Raw genomic sequence first — 19,018 nt, 5'->3', positions numbered from 1 at the left:
TGAATAGGTTTAATTTAATGTCACATCAATCATTAATTACATGCTTTATAGCCATTGTCGGTAAGCGTAACGTACTAACAAGCGAACGAAAAACAGCACCTTATCGTAAAGGCTTTCGTGAAGGGCATGGTCCTGCGCTCGCTGTTGTTAAACCCTTAACACTTTGGCAGCAATGGCAATTATTAGAAGCCTGTGTAAAGGCAAATGTTATTGTTATCATGCAGGCAGCCAATACGGGGTTAACAGGCGGCTCTACCCCCACACAAGGGTGTGATCGTAATACAGTAATAATAAACACCACCCAAATTAACGATATTCATGTACTAGCACCACAACACCAAATTGTTGCTTTACCAGGTGCCAGTCTATTTTCATTAGAAAAAGCATTAGCACCCTATGGGCGCGTACCCCACTCTGTGATTGGCTCTTCATGTATTGGCGCATCAATTGTTGGTGGTATTTGTAATAACTCAGGTGGTGCCTTGGTAGAGCGTGGTCCTGCTTATACCGAGCTTGCTCTATACGCTAAAATCAACAATGACGGTTCACTCACCTTAGTTAATGAGTTAGATATAGAATTGGGCGATACGCCCGAGCAGATACTCAATAACTTGCAAAATAAAGCATATTCACAAGACGATATTAGCAATACAGGCAAGCTCGCATCTGACCGTGAATATGCCGATTGGGTTCGCCAAACAAGCGACAACACTCCTGCTCGTTTTAATGCAGATCCTAGGCGTTTAAATCAAGCGAGTGGCTGTGCTGGTAAGTTAGCGGTCTTTGCAGTGCGAGTAGATACTTTTTTAAAAAATGAAAAAGAACACACTTTTTATTTAGGTACTAATTCCACTGAGGCCTTGCAAACAGTCAGGAAAACATTGCTTGAGCAAGCAAGTGATTTACCCGTGTATGCAGAGTATTTACATCGTGACATATTTGAATTGTCCGATAATTATGGTCGTGATACCGTTCTGCTGATCAAAAAGCTAGGCACTAATTGGCTACCTAAGTTTTTTAATATTAAACGGCAGCTCGATTCAGTATGCCAGCGTATGCCCTTTTTAAAGCAAGGTATTGTTGATAAGGTTGTTTATAAATTAGCATCATTATTTCCTAGTCAAACACCGCAAAAGCTACAACAATGGAATGAAAAATACGAACACCAATTAATTTTAACTGTTAAAGGTCATCTAAAAGACGAAACAGAAGCTTTTTTAGATACAATAAAGCATCAGGAATTGGATTACTTTCTCTGTAGCGAAGCACAAGCAAAGTCCGCTTATTTATTACGTTTTGCAGCCGCTGGCGCTGCGGTGCAATACGCTGCAATAAACCATCATGAGGTAGAGTCTATTGTTGCACTTGATATCGCTTTAAAACGGAACGACTTAAACTGGTTTGAATCGTTACCTGAAGATCTTAATAAAAAAATAATTAACAAGCTTTATTATGGGCACTTTTTATGTCATGTATTTCATCAAGACTATCTAATTAAAAAAGGTGAAGATTCTAAAGCGATTAAAAAGGCGTTACTTAAATTGCTTGAAGAGCGTGGCGCAGAATACCCTGCAGAGCACAATGTTGGTCATCATTACCACGCTAAACCCGTATTAGCTGATAACTATAAAAAGCTTGACCCAACAAACTCACTTAATGCCGGTATTGGGGGAATGTCTAAAAAGTTAAACTATGCAGCAGAAGAAGAACACTAAAAACAATTAATTTGCCAATAAATTCATGCTAATTTTTATAGGCGCTCACCTACAGTAAGAGCAAGAAGTAATAATTAACAATAAAAAAGCACCTAACAAGATGAGAGGTGCTTTGATTCTTTGATTCTTTTACAAACTAACTTGAATTCAGGCTAGTTGGTGTAAGTTTAAAGCATATAAAAATCTTGCTTTGGTGTACTTAGCTTACCCCGAATTCAGATTAACTATTATTACCAATTTAATAAATAGGTAATAGCGTTAAATTAAGCAGATTTTTTCTTACGGCTAGCAACTAAACCCATTAAACCCAACGCTAAAATAGCGATAGTTCCAGGCTCTGAAACAGTAGATGGTGCCGGAGACGTTACTGTTGAAGAAAAGCTCTTAAGAGTTGTTGCATTGTTTGTTAAAAATTGTGTAGAGAAATACCACTGTGTTGATGTTGTAATGAAGTCATTGTGTGATACATCACCAATAATATAGAGGCCTGTTGAACCAGATACAGAAGTACTGTTTTGAACAACACTTGTGCCTGTAAAAGTAAAGCCGTCTACCGTCCATAAGTCTACACCAATAACGTTACTTAGTAATAATGGATTAGTTACTTGAAAAACAGAATTGTTAGTAAAGTAGTTTAAGTAATCACCAGTAGCTAAAACAGGATTAAGTTGATTGTTAAAACTAAAATCAACCGATACTACTTCGCCGTTTGCATTTAATGTTGTATTACCAAGGCCGTAAACGTCAAATGAACCATTGATAATTGTTATTGGAGTGGCATTAACAATTGCAGTAAAAACCAAGAATAAAGCTGTTGTAAATATTTTCTTCAACATAATGTTCGTATTTCCATATTTAATAAGTTTAAGTAAGTACTGAATGCAATTCATTGCAAAATGAGTATATATACTTTATGAATCCATTCATTACATTCAACACAATGCAAAAATCAAGCCTAAAAATACAAATAATTGTTTTACATGTACTTATTATATTTTCTCTACTTTTATTATGTTATAAATATGATAAGTGTAATGAAACCTGACGCTTAAAAATCAATCAGTGATCATTGTAGTTAACCTCAGTCAGGGTTATTGGCTTTTATAAGTATTTGATTGTATGAATAATAATAGCCATGGAATGTTATACCAGTTTCATTAATTAAGTGATCTATTTTATACGCAGTGAAAACAGTCAAATACAAGGCGTTTGTTTCATAACTAGTTGTTCAGGGCAATTATGCTCCAGCATTGCCCACATAAGCTACATCCTTGTAGCGATAATTATAAAATAAATAACGCAGTAGTTGACTGTTTTAGCCAGTAGAAATGATCACATAGTTAGTGAGATTGGTATTATGATTCATTACTTCACCCTTTTGATATAAGCTGATGATGAAATAAAATACCAATTGAATGGATGAAGAATACTACACCTACATCAATTTGCTTTGTGCTAACTTCCCTGTCGATGCTCCGAATTGGTCAACTACTTATTTTAATTGGTATAAGAGCTTAAGCTGGGCTTAGTATAATTGACCTTAGGGTAAGCTATAACTTATTTGATACTTTGCTTTAGCTCTTCATTAAAAATACGTTTTAACAAAGTAATTTCATCAGTTCTTACATAATTTGGTCGAATGATCAATGCTATTGTGCGATGTGGGCCAGGTTCATTCAAATGTACAGCGCTAAGCTCAGATTCATTATATATTAGTTGGTCTAGAGCCATTTGAGGAACCAAAGTGGTGCCAAGCTTGCCTGCCACCATCTGAATAAGTGTATGTAAACTTGCTGAATGAAAATCTGAACCTTGGTTGTCAGTTTTTAACCTGCAGGCAGCTAAGGCATGATCTTTTAAACAATGTCCTTCTTTTAATAACATCAGCCGTTCTGATTTTAATTGCTCACTGGTAATTTCACGCATAGCACTAGAAACTTCGTCTTTATGGCTTACCCAATAAAAGTCTTCTTGCCAAAATTCAAAACTCATTAGCCCCTCAATCGCAAAGGGCAATGCTAATATTGCGGCATCTATTTCACCGTTTCTAACCATATCAACTAACACATGTGATTGTTCTTCAATTATTTTAAGCTTGAATTTTGGATATTGCCGACGCATTTTGGGCAGTACTTTAGGCAATAAGTAAGGGCCGATAGTAGGAATAACACCAATACTCATAGGGTTTGAAAAGGGGTCTAAATTTGATTGAGCTATTTGCATAAGCTCATCAACTTCTAACTTTACCCGTTTAGCTTTATTTAGCACCAACTGACCTTTATTGGTTAGTAACACTTGTTTATTGTTGCGCTCAAAAATGGTGACACCCAGTTGCTTTTCAAGCTCTGTAATCGCCGTGCTTAATGCTGACTGTGAAATATTGCATGCCTCAGCAGCTCTTTTAAAATGTAATGTTTTTTCAACTGCTAATGCGTAGTGTAATTGTTTTAATGAAATCATTTATTATCGTCAAATAGTTCAATTTAAAAGCGAGCCAACAATGACCCGCTTTGCGTCTACAGCAATTTTACAAACCTAATGCGGCCTTTATTCCTTTACCGTATTCAGCATCAGCTTCACTGCAGTTGTCAATATGGCGCAGCTTTATTTCGTTAGGCACACCAGCCATTGAAGCGGCAGTATTGTTAAATAAAGCCTGCTGTTGCTCTGGTGTCATTAAGCGAAATAAATCACCTACTTGCGAGAAGTAATCATCATCTTCTCTGTGATCCCAATGTGCAGCATCACCATCTAAAGCTAATGGTGGTTCAGAAAAGTCTGGCTGCTCTGCCCACTCACCCTTACTATTTGGCTCATAACCAATGGTAGCACCTTGATTACCGTCAACCCGCATTTGCCCGTCTCTGTGATAACTATGCACAGGACAACGTGCAGCATTTACAGGAATATGGTTATGATTTACACCAAGTCTGTAACGTTGTGCATCTCCATAGGAAAACAATCGCCCTTGTAACATTTTATCTGGAGAAAAGCCTATACCTGGTACTATATTAGCGGGATTAAACGCTGCTTGCTCAACGTCAGCAAAGTAGTTCTCTGGATTACAATTTAACTCCATTACTCCAACTTCTATTAACGGATAGTCTTTGTGCGGCCATACTTTTGTTAAGTCAAATGGGTTGTAAGAGACCTTGTTTGCATCTGCCTCTGGCATTATTTGTACTGATAACGTCCACTTTGGAAACTCTTTATTTTCAATCGCATTGAATAAATCTTGCTGGTGGCTCTCTCTGTCTTTACCGACAATCGCTTCTGCTTCGGCATCGGTTAAATTTTTAATGCCTTGCTGTGTTTGAAAGTGAAACTTAACCCAGAAACGCTCATTATTTGCATTAATAAAGCTGAAAGTGTGACTACCAAAGCCATGCATATGACGATAGCTTGCCGGTATGCCTCTATCGCTCATCACGATCGTTACTTGATGTAAGGCTTCAGGTAACGATGTCCAAAAGTCCCAGTTATTAGTAGCGCTGCGCATATTGGTTTTAGGGTCTCGTTTAACCGCATGGTTTAAGTCTGGAAACTTTAACGGATCGCGTAAAAAGAAAACGGGGGTGTTATTACCCACAAGATCCCAGTTACCCTCTTCGGTGTAAAATTTAACGGCAAAGCCACGAATATCGCGTTCAGCGTCGGCTGCTCCACGTTCGCCAGCAACGGTGCTAAAGCGGGTAAACAGCTCTGTTTCTTTACCCACTTCGGAGAATATTTTAGCCTTTGTATATTTAGTGATGTCGTGGGTAACAGTAAATTTTCCAAACGCAGCAGAGCCTTTAGCGTGCATTCGTCTTTCCGGTATTACTTCTCTGTCAAAGTGAGCAAGCTTTTCTAAAAACCATACGTCTTGTAATAATTGCGGGCCTCTGCGACCTGCCGTCATAACATTTTGATTGTTTGCTACAGGGCAGCCTGCTGCCGTGGTTAACTTTTTCTTAGTCATTATTAAATCCTTATTGATAAATATACCTTATTAAACTTAGCCTATATTAGCTAAAGGTCCACACAATAACATTCTATTTAATTGAACATTAAATTCAATTTAATCAAATTTACCTATCACTAGGTTCAATCTACTATAGCCTCATCGAAAGCAAAAGCGCTTTCAAACCAAAACATTTTATTTAACAGTAAAACTTAAGAGGAACTACTCATGGCTCAAATAGGCAAATTAATCCCAGAATTTAAAGCACAAGCATTTCATAACGGTGAATTTGTAGAAGTAACATCTGACAGCGTTAAAGGTAAATGGTCAATATTCTTATTCTACCCAGCAGACTTTACTTTTGTTTGCCCAACTGAATTAGAAGATATGGCTAATCAATATGAAGAGTTACAAAAATTAGGTGTTGAAGTTTATGCGGTTTCAACAGACACGCACTTCTCACACAAAGCGTGGCACGATTCATCAGAAGCAATTGGAAAAATAAAATTCCCTATGCTTGGTGACCAAACGGGACACATTACTCGCGGTTTCGATGTAATGATTGAAGAAGACCACATGGCTCACCGTGGCACTTTCTTAGCAGATCCAGATGGTGTTATTCAAGTAGCTCATATTCACGCTGGTGGTATTGGCCGCAGTGCAAAAGACATGGTTCGTAACGTAAAAGCGGCACAATATGTTCGCGAAAATGATGGTGAAGTATGTCCAGCTGCTTGGGAACAAGGTGAAGCAACGTTAACGCCAAGCTTAGACCTAGTCGGTAAAATCTAAACATACTTAAATTTAAGCAATTTATAGCAATTGCTATACAACTCTCCAATGTACTGGCGAGAATGGGAAACCCCACTTCTCGCCCTTTTTCCCTGATTGCAGCAATAAGGTAATACTATGTTAAGCAATGACATTTTAAACGCATTAAAAACATATACTAAAAATATGACTAACAAAGTGGCACTAGTTCTTCAAACTGGTGAACACGAAAAACGTACAGAATTGGTTAACTTTTTAACACAATTATGCTCAGTTTCAGACAATTTGAGCTTAATTGAGCGCGACGAAAACTTGCGTAGCCCGATCACTTTTTATTTAGAAGTAAACAAAGAGAATAATGGCATATACTTTTCTGGCATACCAAGTGGCCATGAGTTCAATTCATTAATTTTAGCGATACTGCACTCTTCTGGCACTGAATTAAAGCTTGATAACACGCTGGCTAAGATGGTTCAGAAAATCAAAGAGTCTTTACATTTTGAAGTATTCGTATCATTAAGCTGCCATAACTGTCCTGACGTTGTACAGTCATTAAATCAGTTTGCCGTGCTAAGCCCATTCATTAGTAGTGAGATGATAGATGGTGGCTTGTTCCAAGATCTGGTGACAGAACGTAATATTCAAGGCATACCAAGTGTTTATTTAAATGGTGAGTTATTCGCTAATGGTAAAATTGATACCGCGCAATTAGTCGATAAGTTAATTCAACACTTTCCTGAAATTGTTGGTGATAATGAGAGTGAAGCCTTACCTCTACAAGATGTAACTGTTATCGGTGGTGGTCCAGCTGGCATTGCAGCTGCTATTTATTCAGCACGTAAAGGACTAAATGTCACAATGATTGCAGATCGCATTGGTGGTCAAGTAAAAGATACTGTCGGTATAGAAAACTTAATTTCGGTCCCAAAAACAACAGGGGCTGAGTTAACCGGCAATATGCAGGCACACCTGAACGATTATGATGTCACCTTAAAAGAGTTTTTACGTGTAGAGACTATTGAAAAAGGAGACGAAACGACTAAGTCACCGCATAAGTTACACCTTTCTAGCGGTGAAATTATTGAAACAAAAACTATTATTTTGGCTACTGGCGCAAAATGGCGTGAGCTTGGTGTACCTGGTGAGAAAGAAAATATTGGCGCTGGTGTCGCTTATTGTCCACATTGTGATGGTCCGTTTTTCAAGGGAAAAGATGTTGCTGTAATTGGTGGTGGAAACTCAGGCATTGAGGCCGCGCTAGACCTCGCCGGCATGGTAAACCATGTAACCGTATTTGAATTTTTACCTGAGCTAAAAGCAGATCAAGTTTTAGTAGAAAAAGCACAGGAGCATGAAAAAATTACCATCATTAAAAATGCAGCCACTAAAGAAGTGTTAGCTGAGAATGGCAAAGTTATTGCTCTTTCTTATGAAGATAGAGCTACTGGTGATATTAAGCAACAAGCATTATCTGGTTTTTTTGTACAAATTGGTTTATTACCTAACAGTGGTTTCTTAAAAGATGTGGTTGAATTAACTAAGCATGGTGAAGTGGTTATTGACGAAAAATGCCAAACCTCTACGCCAGGTATCTTTGCTGCAGGTGATGTTACTACTGTACCTTATAAGCAAATTATTATTGCAATGGGTGAGGGTTCAAAAGCGTCATTATCAGCCTTTGATTATATTATTAGAGAAAGTTAACTTGCTAATAAACAAGCACTTCTAAACACTTTTTGTGTTCAGAAGTGCTTTATAATCAAAACCTAGCTACTTTCAATTTACCTTCTCTTTTAATAAGCCCCTGCCCCATAAGTTAATTCGTAACTATGGCTGTAGATTTCAAGAATATTGCCAAATGGATCTTCCATATAAATCATTCGATATGGCTTTTCATTTGGGTAGTAATAACGAGGCTCTGCCATACGTTTCTTACCGCCAGCTGCTACTATTTTTCCAACAAGCTCTTCTAAATTAGGATCTTGCACACAAAAATGAAAAATACCCGTTTTCCAATATTCAAAATTATTGTCTGGCTGCTCTTGGTTCACAAACTCAAATATTTCTACCCCAATTCGATCGCCAGTAGATAAATGCGCTATTTTAAATTTACCCCATTGCGCGCCAAATACATCGGTACACATTTGCCCTATTGGACTGTCATCTTCAACAACTTCGGTTGGCTTCATAATTTCGTACCAACCCAGTACTTCAGTATAAAATTTCACTGCGTTTTCTAAGTTAGGTACCGAAATACCAATATGCGAAAATGTTCTTGGGTAAGCTTTGCTCATACATGTTTCCTCAATTGATTTGATAGCGAAAGTATAAGCCTTATGGTAAAGTACCAAAAATTATCATTAGTTATAAAAATAAGTACATAATGTAATGATTAATCAAAATTGGTTACAAACATTTTGCACTCTAGCTCAAGTAGGACACTTTACTAAAACGGCTGAAAAGTTGTTTATGACACAATCTGGCGTAAGCCAGCATATTAACAAGCTAGAGCAACAACTTGGCACTACTTTGCTCATAAGAGATGGTAAGTCGTTTACCTTAAGTGACGCTGGTAATAAGTTGTTTTTAAAGGGCCAAGAGTTACTTAAGTCTGCAGAAGAATTAGAACAATTAATTACGCAAGACGAGCAATATGAAGGCACTATTCAGATAGCCTCTCCAGGAAGCATTGGCTTAAAACTTTATCCTTATTTACTCGAAACCCAACAATCATTCCCTGATCTGATCATCGATTATAACTTTGCGCCAAATCAGCGTATTGAGCAGCAATTAGCAGATAGAGAGATTGATTTAGGGTTGGTAACAAATATAAGTAATATCAGCAAGCTCGTGTACGAGAAAATAGCGTTAGAGCCGTTAGTCTTGGTGACTTCAGATCAGGTTAAATCAGTTACTTGGCAAACGCTGATGACCTTAGGGTTTATTGAACACCCTGATGCAAAACACCACGGGCAATTATTACTGGGTAAAAACTTTCCCGAGTTTGAACATATCAATCAATTTGTTCATAAAGGTTTTTCAAATCAAATTAGTTTAATACTAGAGCCCGTAAGTAAAGGGCTTGGGTTTACTGTGCTTCCTTTGCATGCTGCGAAAGCTTTTCAACATCAAGAACTAATCACTATACACACTTTAAACATTGCTGTTAGTGAACACATTTACATGTGTACAAACAAACACTCAATTTTGGCCAATCGGATAAAATATATTAAAACTATTATTTCCAAATACTTAGTTGACGATTTAGCAACGACCAACGCTGTTTAGATAAACAGCTGATTACGCTGTCCTGGGTGCTTTTATTTAACAATTAAGGCACCAACATGCACCTAATTCCCCCCTCAAAAGATGAATATAGAGCGTTAAAAAACAGCACATCAATTAAACTTATTATTACAACTCAATTGTTCTAATTAAAAAGTATGTAGGCCAAATTTCTCGAACTTGTTGTTCCCACTCTCGGTCAACTTTGCCATTAGGTAATAGTAACAGCCAAAACTTTGCCCATTTATGTACATTTTTACCAGATTTGCTCAGTTTTAATGGTGAATAGCGCCGTTCATAACTGTTTCCATTGTATTCAACAACCGTTTTACTTCTAACTCGTTGATGTAATGCGTTAAGTTTATCACTAATTACCTCAACTTCAGTAAAGGGAATAAGCCCCTGCTTTTTTAAGCATGCTAAAATTTCGGCTTTATTTATACTTTCTTTCATATATAAATCTAAATGCGGGGTATACACCTTACCTGTTAAGCCTTTTATAGACGCAAGGTCTCTATCAGCTAAGGCTTTTAATGGAATAAGCGCTTGGTTAATTATTTTTAGCTCATTTAGTGTATGTAACGCTTTAATGACTTTGGCCAGATGTTACTCCTTCGCTTGAGGCGAACTAACTTGGTGGATCAATATTATTGGCAATACTGTTATTCAAACGAAACCAACCCGCAATAGAGTAGCGGTCACGTTGTGCAGGTAATACTTCGTGCGGAAAATCTTCACTAAGAAACACCACTATGGTACCAAAGCTTGGGGAAACCGTAATTTTGTTATTATTAAGAAGAGATGATTCTGATGTGTTTTGGTCATAAATAACTAATTCGCCACCATCTTCTGATGACCAATTAGGGTTCAAATAAACGACAACAGACAACACTCGGTTACCTTCACCCTTAAATGCATCTTTGTGCTTTTTATAAAAGTCACCTTTTGCATAATGAGCAAAGTGACTTTCAAAAGAAAATAAGCCAAGAAATAAATGCCTATTTAGATAGGTTTGTAATAATTCAGCCCATTTTATCCATGCAGTTCCAGCATCGCTAGTACCTGTTATCCAGCAAATTTCATCTAAGCGAATAAAATCGTTGATCATGTGATCGTTAGCTCGACCAATACCTGCACGCTTAAATTGGTCATCTGACAACGTATTAATATGCTGTAAAAGTAAAGTGGCTAAGCTTTCAGGAAGTGCATAAGGGCGAATGCTAAAGCCTTTATCTGCTATGTCTGTAGCGATTGACTCAAAAAGAAAAGTGTTATCTTCTGAGTAAGTGCTTTGTGCAAAAGTCAATGAAGTGTTTCCTTAGGATAACATGACAAGCTAAACAACTTAATTTTGTAAGTGTCATATTACCACTATGCGTTGTAATAAGCGTGAACAATTTTTCAAAAAAGTAATTTGTTTTAAGTTCTATAGTTACTAATATTTATCCTCTTGTTTATTCGCAGAAAAAGCCAATAGCAAATCATTTTTAAAGTTACGTTTAATGGAATATTATTAAAATATTATCTTTTATCATTGAGGGAATGAGTATTACATAAGTTTACCTTTGCATAATAGCCAAGTAGCAGCTCTATAAACGTACAGAATTAATTACCCTATACCATACAATATGCAATCTTTACAAAATCCTATATAGTAGCGATAGACTCTAGGTGAGAGATATAAAAAATGCCTAGTACAAACAAATAAGTGCAAAGGTATTTGTTCATGACAAAACAATTAAATAATAAAATAGAAGATATATTAGGGTCTGTTGATCTTTCAGTTTATAGCTCTGTTGCATTTGAAAAAGATGACAGTCGAGGCACTTAATGTAATGTTTGGTTGTTCCAAATGCACATTAAGTACAACTGCCGCGTCCTGCTCTCGTTAAGTACCTACATCCTGTAGGCAACAAAGAGTGACGCTTTTTCAAGGCAACCCAAAGGGCTATGACTATTTTTCAACCTAACATCGTTAAAAATGGTTAAAGTACGACTGCACGGATGCAGAAGGTAGAGCGACGCAGGATGCCAAAGCCGAGAATGCTACATTGCACCATTTTCGCCTTGTTATCTTAAAAAATAGTCTATAGCAGAGGCTAAAATGAAAGATCAACAGACCCTAATTGAATCAATTTTGTTAACAAATGATGGTGTTGGAATCTTCGATCCTGAAGACAGGCTTATATTTTGTAATGATGCACTCGCAATAATTTTTGGCGTTACTGCAACCGAAGCTCTTCACAAAACATTTTCACAATTATGTTTCAGTTGCTTTAATAGCAAGTTGGGCATCAATATTGAATCTGAGGATTTTAATGCTTGGATGGAAATGGCTTTATCAAAAAGAAGAAAAAGTAATTACCGCACATTTGAAACAGATACCGCTCAAGGTGCACACTTTATTGTTACAGAGCAAATTGTACAAAACAATTATTTATATACCTATGTTACTGATATAACTGAGAAGAAAAAATACGAACATAAACTTACAGTAATGTCACAAGAGCTTGAACAACTTGCTACAACCGATTATTTAACAGGCATTCGTAATAGACGCTACTTTTATGAAAAAGGTAGAGCGGAGTTTAATCGTAGCAAAAGAGAAGAAACAAAGTTGTCCGTACTGTTATTAGGATTATAAATAAATTAATAAGAGATTACGACCTTTTCGCACGCATTGGTGGCGAAGAGTTTGCTATCTTACTGCCAGCTACTGAAGCTGAACTAGGCTATGTTATTGCTGAACGAATAAGAAGCTCGGTTGAATCACTCGAAATTCCCTTTGAAGCTCAAAAACTTGCAATAACTACATCAATAGGAATGGTTGAAAACTCTAAAGAAATCACCTCTTTTGAGCAAATGATCCTTCTAGCAGATAAACATTTGAATCAAGCCAAGCTAAAAGGAAGAAATACAGTTTTGTATACCTAGTTTATATTGTGCATAACCACCTTGGTTGTTGTGGTTATTGCTTTATTCATCTAGTATCTATAAATTATCACGCTGTAATTGTTAAGGTTTACCCAGCCTGATAATTCATTGCTTACCAAACTTATAAGTATATGTGTTAACAAATTTAATAAACGCTTTTGCGGGTAATGGCTTGCTAAAATAATACCCTTGCGCATAATCACAATTAAACTCTTCTAATATTGTCAGCTGTTCCTTAGTTTCAACACCTTCAGCAACTACCATTAAGTCAAGACTATGTGCCATCGCTACGGCAGCTTTCACCAAATCTCTATCAGCTTTATTAAGCGCAATTCCATTGACAAAGCTTCGATCTATTTTTAATACATCGAAATCGTATTGGCGTAAATAACTTAATGATGAATAACCCGTGCCAAAGTCATCCATTGATAGCTTTATTCCTGCGGCATTAATTTGAGCTAACGTATCATCAATAAATGATTGCCCTGTCATTAAAACACCCTCAGTTATTTCTAACTCCAAATATTCGGCGGGTATATTAGATTGCTGTAACGCACTTTTAATAAATGACAGTAATTGATTATCTCTAAATTGGCGAGGTGATAAATTAACCGCCATCGTATAGTGTTGCTTACTTTGCATTTGCCATGTGTTTAAAAAGTCTAAGGCTTGCTCAATTACAAACCGACCAATATCAACAATTAACCCTGTATGCTCAGCAATAGGTATAAACTCATCGGGGGTAATAGTACCTAATGATTGGTTATGCCATCGAAGTAAAGCCTCGGCACCAATAACAGCCCCACTTTCAACATTAAACTGAGGTTGATAATAAACCTCAAACTCTTTACGTTCGAGCGCACCCCGCATTTGCTCTTCAATTTCAAACCTGCGTAATATTCCCACATTCATTTCTTTAGTGAAAAACGAATGTGAATTACGTCCTAAAGCTTTTGCTTGATACATCGCAGTATCTGCATTGCGCAAAAGGTCTGAAGCATTTGTGCCATTTTCAGGGTAAACCGCTATACCAACACTCAATGTGATTATTAATTCTCGGCCATTAATACTAAAAGGCTCTCTAAACGCATTAAGCAACTTTTCAACAATTGATAACGCACTGTTTTTATTGGTTAAACTTTTAGTTAACACAATAAACTCGTCACCACCCAAGCGACCAACAGTGTCTTCCTCCCTAATAACTTGATTTAACCTTTTAGAAGCCTCTTTAAGTAAGGTATCCCCAACCTCATGTCCTAGTGTGTCGTTAACCTTTTTGAAATCGTCTAAATCAAGAAAGAATACAGCGGCTTTTTCATTATGTCTTTTAGCCTCTTGTAACATTTTGTCTAAACGATCAAGTGATAAAAATCGGTTAGGTAGTAGCGTTAATGTATCAAAATATGCATGTTTGCGAATAACCTCAGCCGTCTTATGCTGTTCGGTTACATCACGCACAATCGTAACTACATGTTTGTGCTCAGGTAAGTGGCTAATTCTTGCTTCAAAGTTAACAAGCCCATGAGGCATAGTTAACTCATAAATAAAACTTGCAACGCCTTGTTGTTCAATAGCTTTATCTAGGTTTAATTTAAATTCAGCGGCGATTGCCTTTGGTAACATAGCTAGCATTGACTTACCCAAAAATTTATTTGGAGGTAGCCTGAGGTAACTTTTATCACTTGCATGATAATCAATAATAGTGCCGTTTTCTTCCATTAAAAAGAAGAGATCAGGGGTGGCCTCAAGTACAGTGGCAAGCATCTTCCCACGTAATAACGCCTCTGCTTGGGCTGTTTTAACCGCCTTTAAATCAATATCAATACAATACATTTGTTTTTTATTATATTGATTAATAAACATTACATGGCTGGAAAAAACATTAACATCAGAACCATCTTTATTATTTAACGTAATTTCAGCTGCGGGAATTTCTATTCCTTTATTTATCCACTTACTATGCGCTTGTATAACCCCTTCACGCATTGCATGTGGAATAATAAGATCTTCGAGTTTATTGCCGAAGGCTTCTTCTTTAGAATACCCATAAAGTAATTCACTACCAAGGTTCCAATAAATTACTCTGCGTTGTTCATCATAACCTTGCACTGATATAGCAGCTACCGCATCAAACAACTGATGAAGTGGGTCATTAATAATAAACTCGTGACTTATATGATTAATTTTACTCGATTCCATATAGATTGAAATGAAATTACACCGTAACTTAATAATAGACCTAATGTATTAATTCTGCCTAGATAATGTACATCAATCCAATTACTTGAAAACAAAGTAAGCACTATTCGGGCGTGTCAAGCTATAACGAACAAAATTATACAAATTAAATTATGTTTAATTCGTACGAAATTTGTACTCTAAAGAACAACACGCGCTAGGCAAACAAATCAATTTTTTCTGGATTTTTTTCAAGATATTTTACAATATATGTGCACTTAGCTACTGCTTTTTTACCGTCTTTTTTAATCTGTTCAAGTACATCTTCTAGTAACACTTTAGCAAGGCCTTTACCTGACAGCTCATCGGGCACAATGGTATGCGTTAAATGCATTTTACCATTTTGATCATCATAACTAATGTAAGCAATTTGACCATCAATATGATACTCGTACTTATGTTCTTCAATATTGTGTATAAGTGTGTAAGACATTTTATTTCCTTAATTATAATATATAGGGATAACACTAACCGTTGTTATAAGGTAATAATGTACTGTATGTAGTAAGCTAACACCATCGACTATAACGTTTATAACACGCATAATTAGTAACATTAACAGTATGTATTAATAGTTTTGTGATAAGTGTCACATTACTGACATTATTATTTGTTTCAATCCTTATAATAACGCCATAAATTAGGTTAATTGAAGCTTAATCAACATTTCCTTTTTATCGATAAAAATAAGTAAACACCTTGATTAAGTTTTTCACGCAGGAGGTCACTGTGAACTATAAAGATTACTATAAAATTATGGGCGTTGATAAAGCAGCGTCCGAAGATGAAATTAAAACGTCGTATCGAAAACTCGCACGAAAATTTCATCCTGATGTAAGCAAAGAAAAAGATGCAGAGTCTCGTTTCAAAGATATTAACGAGGCTTATGAGGTATTGCGCGATAAAGAAAAACGTGCCGCATACGACCAACTTGGTAGTAATTGGAAGGCAGGTCAATCAGGCTTTACTCCACCACCCAATTGGCAAGATCAATTTCATCAAGGTGGCAGTAATTTTAATGGGAGTGGTCAAGGTGATTTCAGTGACTTTTTTGAGTCGTTATTTGGTAGTGGTTTTAGCGCTAACCAGCATTCGGGTAGAGGTCGTCACGCAAACCAAAATAGCAGAAAAGGTCAAGACAGCCATACAAAAATACTGATCGATATACAAGATGCTTATACAGGCGCAACCCGCAATTTTACGCTTAGAGATCAAGGTATAAACGAGCATGGGCAAACACAAACAAATGAACGAACGCTAAAGGTAAAAATACCTAAAGGTATAAAGCCGGGTCAAAAAATTCGTCTGCAAAAGCAAGGTGGACAAGGTGCAGGCGGATCAAATAATGGCGACTTATACATTGAGGTAGGTTTTAACCCAAGTCCATTATTTAGTATTGACGGCGCTGACATTACCACAGAGCTTGCTATCGCTCCTTGGCAAGCAGCGTTAGGGGATAAAGTAAAAATACCAACACCGAGCGGTGAAATAGATTTAACTATCCCTAAATTAATAAGTAGTGGTAGTAAAATGCGTCTAAAGGGTCGAGGATTACCAAGTAAAGTGCCAGGTGATTTTTTTGTAAAATTAAAAATTGTGTTTCCAAAGGCTTTATCAACTGAAGAAGAAACGCTTTATCAATCGTTAAAAGCATCAACAACTAATTCAAATGGCGCTAACACTCAGGGGTACAAAGAAAAAACCAAGAGTTAACTCTTGGTTTAGCTTTTATACCAGTTTCATTTATTAGGCGAAATATTTCCTATTTGACAGTTTTTTGCATAGAAAGAGTAATGAAACTGGTACTCTTTTACGACTGATCTAACATGATATGTTTTTTCACTCGCGGTAATTTCCATATTAAATACACTGGAATAATACTCAGCATTAATAGCACCAATTGCTCGGCTTCATTGAGCGGTAATAATTGTAATAAGTAAACAATAACCGCCGAACCACTCATTTGCACAAAGCCTAACAGTGCTGAAGCTGAACCTGCACTTTCTCCAAAAGGCGCAAGGGCTTGTCCCGCACAAGTGCCTAAAAGCAAAGAAAAACCAAGAGAGCTAAGCATTACAGGGATCATAAAAGCAATAGCTGTTTGCCAAGCTAACAAGGCTAACATTAATAATCCAGCAATAATCAGCAAGATCATTCCAGCACCTATAGTGACTCTGGCACCGAATTTAACTAAAAGTCTAGGCGCGATATAACAAGCAACAATATTAACCACAGCATTTAAACTAAACCAATAAACAAAACTCTGTTGATCTAAACCTAGCCTCACCATTAACCAAGCAGGAGAGCTACTAACATAAGCTATGATAATTGCCATAGATAGCATTACAAGCAATGCATTAAACAGAAAAACTGGATGTTTCAATACTGGTATAAAGTTAGTAATAGTAATAATCTTTTTAGGATTTTCTGTGTGCTCTGGCCTTGTTTCTTTTAAGGTAAATAATAAAATCAAACCTGCAAAAACTGCATAGCCTACCATAAACTCAAAGTTGCTACGCCAGCCAAAACATTCTGTCAGAACATTGCCAAGCAAAGGCGCGAGTGCAGGAATACAACAAATTGCACTATTTAAATAAGAGTACATAACGCCACTTTCAATAGCATTATATTTATCGCGCACACTGGCAAAGGCTGAAACGACAATAGCACAAGCACCAAAACCTTGTATTGCACGACTAATAAGAAAGAACGTTAAACTATCTGAATAAACAGAAAGGAGTGAAGCCAAGCCATAAATGATTATGCCACCCAAAGCAACAGAACGACGACCATACCTATCGGCTAGTGGACCGCTGATTAACTGACCAAACCCCATACTTAAAATAAATACCGTTATACTCCACTGAATTTTCGTCATACGAACTGAAAATTCTTGGGCCATAATAGGTAAGGCAGGTAGAAATATATCAATAGCTAATGGACTAAAAACAACCATTAGGATCAATAAGGGTAAAAGCTTTTTATTGGTCATTTAAATCTCAATAATAATGACGATATGGTTAACGCCAAGTGTTTAACGCTAGTTTTAACTATTTTTTGCGAAAGGGACATTGGGTAAGGTTTGAGTAAAATTTGCCTCTTGCTCAAGTGCTTCTAAATCTTTAATCATCAGTTGATTGCGCTTTTTGTCAATAGTCCCTTCTTTTTTCCAAAGCTGTAATTGTTTATTAATTACTTGCCTAACTGAACCTGTCATTCGCGCTAAGGTTTCATCATTTAACCCATTAACTAAATGATGGTGGTGCTCATCTTCTTTAGTACCGTTATAAAATTTAATTTTATTGATATGCTGTAAAATAATACGACTTAAACGGGTGGCTACATCATTTAATACTAAGCTACTGGCTTGCTGCTCTTTTTCACGCATTTTTTTAGCTAGGTAAGGCATGAACTGCTTATTAAATTCAGGATAAGTCCATAACCAGTGTCGCATTGTTGCAAGCTTCACCGACAATAACTTTACCGTAGTAAGAGGCGAAATAATCACATCATGTGGTTGGTCATCAAATAGCACTATTAAATCAAAACAGTCGCCAGCATAAAGCATGTCTAACGTCGCCTCTCTACCGGTATCTGGATTACTTTGCTTTATTTCTAACTGACCATCGATCACGACAAAAAAACGTTCCATTAAAATATCTGAATTAATGTAATCATCTTTATGCCATTCGTTTAATTGAAACTCTTGCTGAAAGTCTTCAATTAACTTTGCCGGCAAATCAGAAAAAAGATTAGCTTGCTTTACGAGTACAGGGCTTGCTTTTTGTGGTAAATGAACAGCATCATCTTTCATAAATAAGCTAACTTAATCGAAACGTATAATAATGGCTTTATTTTACCTAATTACAGCCATATAGCAAAAATTATAATTAAAAATTACAGCTACACTCTAAAATAAACAACTGATAAATAAATAAAAAAACATTGTGTTAAGTGTCACTTTTGTGACAGAAGCATCGCTACTAGTTCCGTATCATAGCCTCATTAACAAAACAACCAAACGTAAACCGAAAAGCAAACAGTAATAGGTTTATACCAAGTTGTTTATTGGGTCACACTGCGCACTACTTCATAGCAAAGCGCACCAGGCCTTTATATTAAGCTTTATGAA

17 protein-coding genes are annotated in these 19,018 nt (G+C 36.6%); 7 read left to right on the top strand and 10 right to left on the bottom strand.

Going from position 1 to position 19,018, the window contains the following annotated elements:
* Window positions 1-17 precede the first annotated feature (17 nt).
* A complete protein-coding gene (gene dld, locus QUD79_RS06205; protein ID WP_184425597.1) occupies window positions 18-1,715 on the top strand; it encodes a D-lactate dehydrogenase in 1,698 nt (565 codons plus the stop codon).
* Between the two features lie 263 nt (window positions 1,716-1,978).
* Here dld and QUD79_RS06200 read toward each other — a convergent pair whose 3' ends face one another.
* The 3 genes from QUD79_RS06200 to katE2 all read right to left on the bottom strand — a co-directional run bounded on the left by QUD79_RS06200 (window position 1,979) and on the right by katE2 (window position 5,676).
* On the bottom strand, window positions 1,979-2,551 hold the full coding sequence (locus tag QUD79_RS06200) for a PEP-CTERM sorting domain-containing protein (protein ID WP_184425595.1): 573 nt from the start codon (window positions 2,549-2,551) through the stop codon (window positions 1,979-1,981).
* Between the two features lie 721 nt (window positions 2,552-3,272).
* Window positions 3,273-4,175, bottom strand: coding sequence for a hydrogen peroxide-inducible genes activator (locus tag QUD79_RS06195; protein WP_184425593.1), 903 nt, complete (start codon window positions 4,173-4,175; stop codon window positions 3,273-3,275).
* 67 nt (window positions 4,176-4,242) lie between these two features.
* Window positions 4,243-5,676, bottom strand: a complete 1,434-nt coding sequence (gene katE2, locus QUD79_RS06190; RefSeq protein ID WP_184425591.1) for a catalase KatE2 — start codon at window positions 5,674-5,676, stop codon at window positions 4,243-4,245.
* Window positions 5,677-5,886: 210 nt separating this feature from the next.
* Here katE2 and ahpC point away from each other — a divergent pair, with 210 nt between their 5' ends.
* Both ahpC and ahpF read left to right on the top strand, forming a co-directional pair.
* Complete coding sequence (gene ahpC, locus QUD79_RS06185) at window positions 5,887-6,450, top strand: alkyl hydroperoxide reductase subunit C (RefSeq protein WP_184425589.1); 564 nt, start codon at window positions 5,887-5,889, stop codon at window positions 6,448-6,450.
* 117 nt (window positions 6,451-6,567) lie between these two features.
* Window positions 6,568-8,133 carry an alkyl hydroperoxide reductase subunit F gene (gene ahpF / locus QUD79_RS06180; RefSeq protein ID WP_184425587.1) on the top strand — a complete coding sequence of 522 codons (1,566 nt, stop codon included), beginning with the start codon at window positions 6,568-6,570 and terminating at the stop codon, window positions 8,131-8,133.
* 89 nt (window positions 8,134-8,222) lie between these two features.
* Here ahpF and QUD79_RS06175 read toward each other — a convergent pair whose 3' ends face one another.
* Window positions 8,223-8,723, bottom strand: coding sequence for a lactoylglutathione lyase family protein (locus QUD79_RS06175; protein WP_184425585.1), 501 nt, complete (start codon window positions 8,721-8,723; stop codon window positions 8,223-8,225).
* A 94-nt stretch (window positions 8,724-8,817) separates the two neighbouring features.
* Here QUD79_RS06175 and QUD79_RS06170 point away from each other — a divergent pair, with 94 nt between their 5' ends.
* Window positions 8,818-9,717: a LysR family transcriptional regulator gene (locus tag QUD79_RS06170; RefSeq protein WP_184425583.1), complete on the top strand. Its 900-nt coding sequence runs from the start codon at window positions 8,818-8,820 to the stop codon at window positions 9,715-9,717.
* 126 nt (window positions 9,718-9,843) lie between these two features.
* On the opposite strand, the gene QUD79_RS06165 is transcribed toward QUD79_RS06170, so the two are convergent.
* Window positions 9,844-10,167 (bottom strand): hypothetical protein, encoded by a 324-nt coding sequence (locus QUD79_RS06165; protein WP_246455008.1) that lies wholly within the window; start codon window positions 10,165-10,167, stop codon window positions 9,844-9,846.
* 175 nt (window positions 10,168-10,342) lie between these two features.
* On the bottom strand, window positions 10,343-11,020 hold the full coding sequence (locus QUD79_RS06160) for a 2OG-Fe(II) oxygenase (protein WP_184425581.1): 678 nt from the start codon (window positions 11,018-11,020) through the stop codon (window positions 10,343-10,345).
* 798 nt (window positions 11,021-11,818) lie between these two features.
* Here QUD79_RS06160 and QUD79_RS06155 point away from each other — a divergent pair.
* Complete coding sequence (locus QUD79_RS06155; RefSeq protein ID WP_184425119.1) at window positions 11,819-12,358, top strand: sensor domain-containing diguanylate cyclase; 540 nt, start codon at window positions 11,819-11,821, stop codon at window positions 12,356-12,358.
* Window positions 12,346-12,648 (top strand): GGDEF domain-containing protein, encoded by a 303-nt coding sequence (locus tag QUD79_RS17450; protein WP_184425128.1) that lies wholly within the window; start codon window positions 12,346-12,348, stop codon window positions 12,646-12,648. The genes QUD79_RS06155 and QUD79_RS17450 overlap by 13 nt, the downstream gene beginning before the upstream one ends.
* A gap of 105 nt (window positions 12,649-12,753) precedes the next feature.
* Here QUD79_RS17450 and QUD79_RS06150 read toward each other — a convergent pair whose 3' ends face one another.
* Together QUD79_RS06150 and QUD79_RS06145 are read right to left on the bottom strand one after the other, a co-directional pair.
* On the bottom strand, window positions 12,754-14,847 hold the full coding sequence (locus QUD79_RS06150; protein WP_184425117.1) for an EAL domain-containing protein: 2,094 nt from the start codon (window positions 14,845-14,847) through the stop codon (window positions 12,754-12,756).
* A 196-nt stretch (window positions 14,848-15,043) separates the two neighbouring features.
* Window positions 15,044-15,319 (bottom strand): GNAT family N-acetyltransferase, encoded by a 276-nt coding sequence (locus QUD79_RS06145; protein ID WP_184425115.1) that lies wholly within the window; start codon window positions 15,317-15,319, stop codon window positions 15,044-15,046.
* Between the two features lie 296 nt (window positions 15,320-15,615).
* Between QUD79_RS06145 and QUD79_RS06140 the strand changes: the two genes are divergently transcribed.
* Window positions 15,616-16,599 (top strand): DnaJ C-terminal domain-containing protein, encoded by a 984-nt coding sequence (locus QUD79_RS06140; protein WP_184425113.1) that lies wholly within the window; start codon window positions 15,616-15,618, stop codon window positions 16,597-16,599.
* A 97-nt stretch (window positions 16,600-16,696) separates the two neighbouring features.
* Here QUD79_RS06140 and QUD79_RS06135 read toward each other — a convergent pair whose 3' ends face one another.
* Complete coding sequence (locus QUD79_RS06135) at window positions 16,697-17,878, bottom strand: multidrug effflux MFS transporter (RefSeq protein ID WP_184425111.1); 1,182 nt, start codon at window positions 17,876-17,878, stop codon at window positions 16,697-16,699.
* Window positions 17,879-17,932: 54 nt separating this feature from the next.
* Window positions 17,933-18,700 carry a Crp/Fnr family transcriptional regulator gene (locus tag QUD79_RS06130; protein WP_184425109.1) on the bottom strand — a complete coding sequence of 256 codons (768 nt, stop codon included), beginning with the start codon at window positions 18,698-18,700 and terminating at the stop codon, window positions 17,933-17,935.
* Window positions 18,701-19,018: the final 318 nt, after the last annotated feature.

Origin of the sequence: Thalassotalea piscium, from assembly GCF_030295935.1 — a bacterium.
Lineage (GTDB): Bacteria > Pseudomonadota > Gammaproteobacteria > Enterobacterales > Alteromonadaceae > Thalassotalea_B > Thalassotalea_B piscium.
The sequence above is the reverse complement of the archived record's forward strand: the minus strand, read 5'-3'. Positions and strand labels throughout refer to the sequence as shown.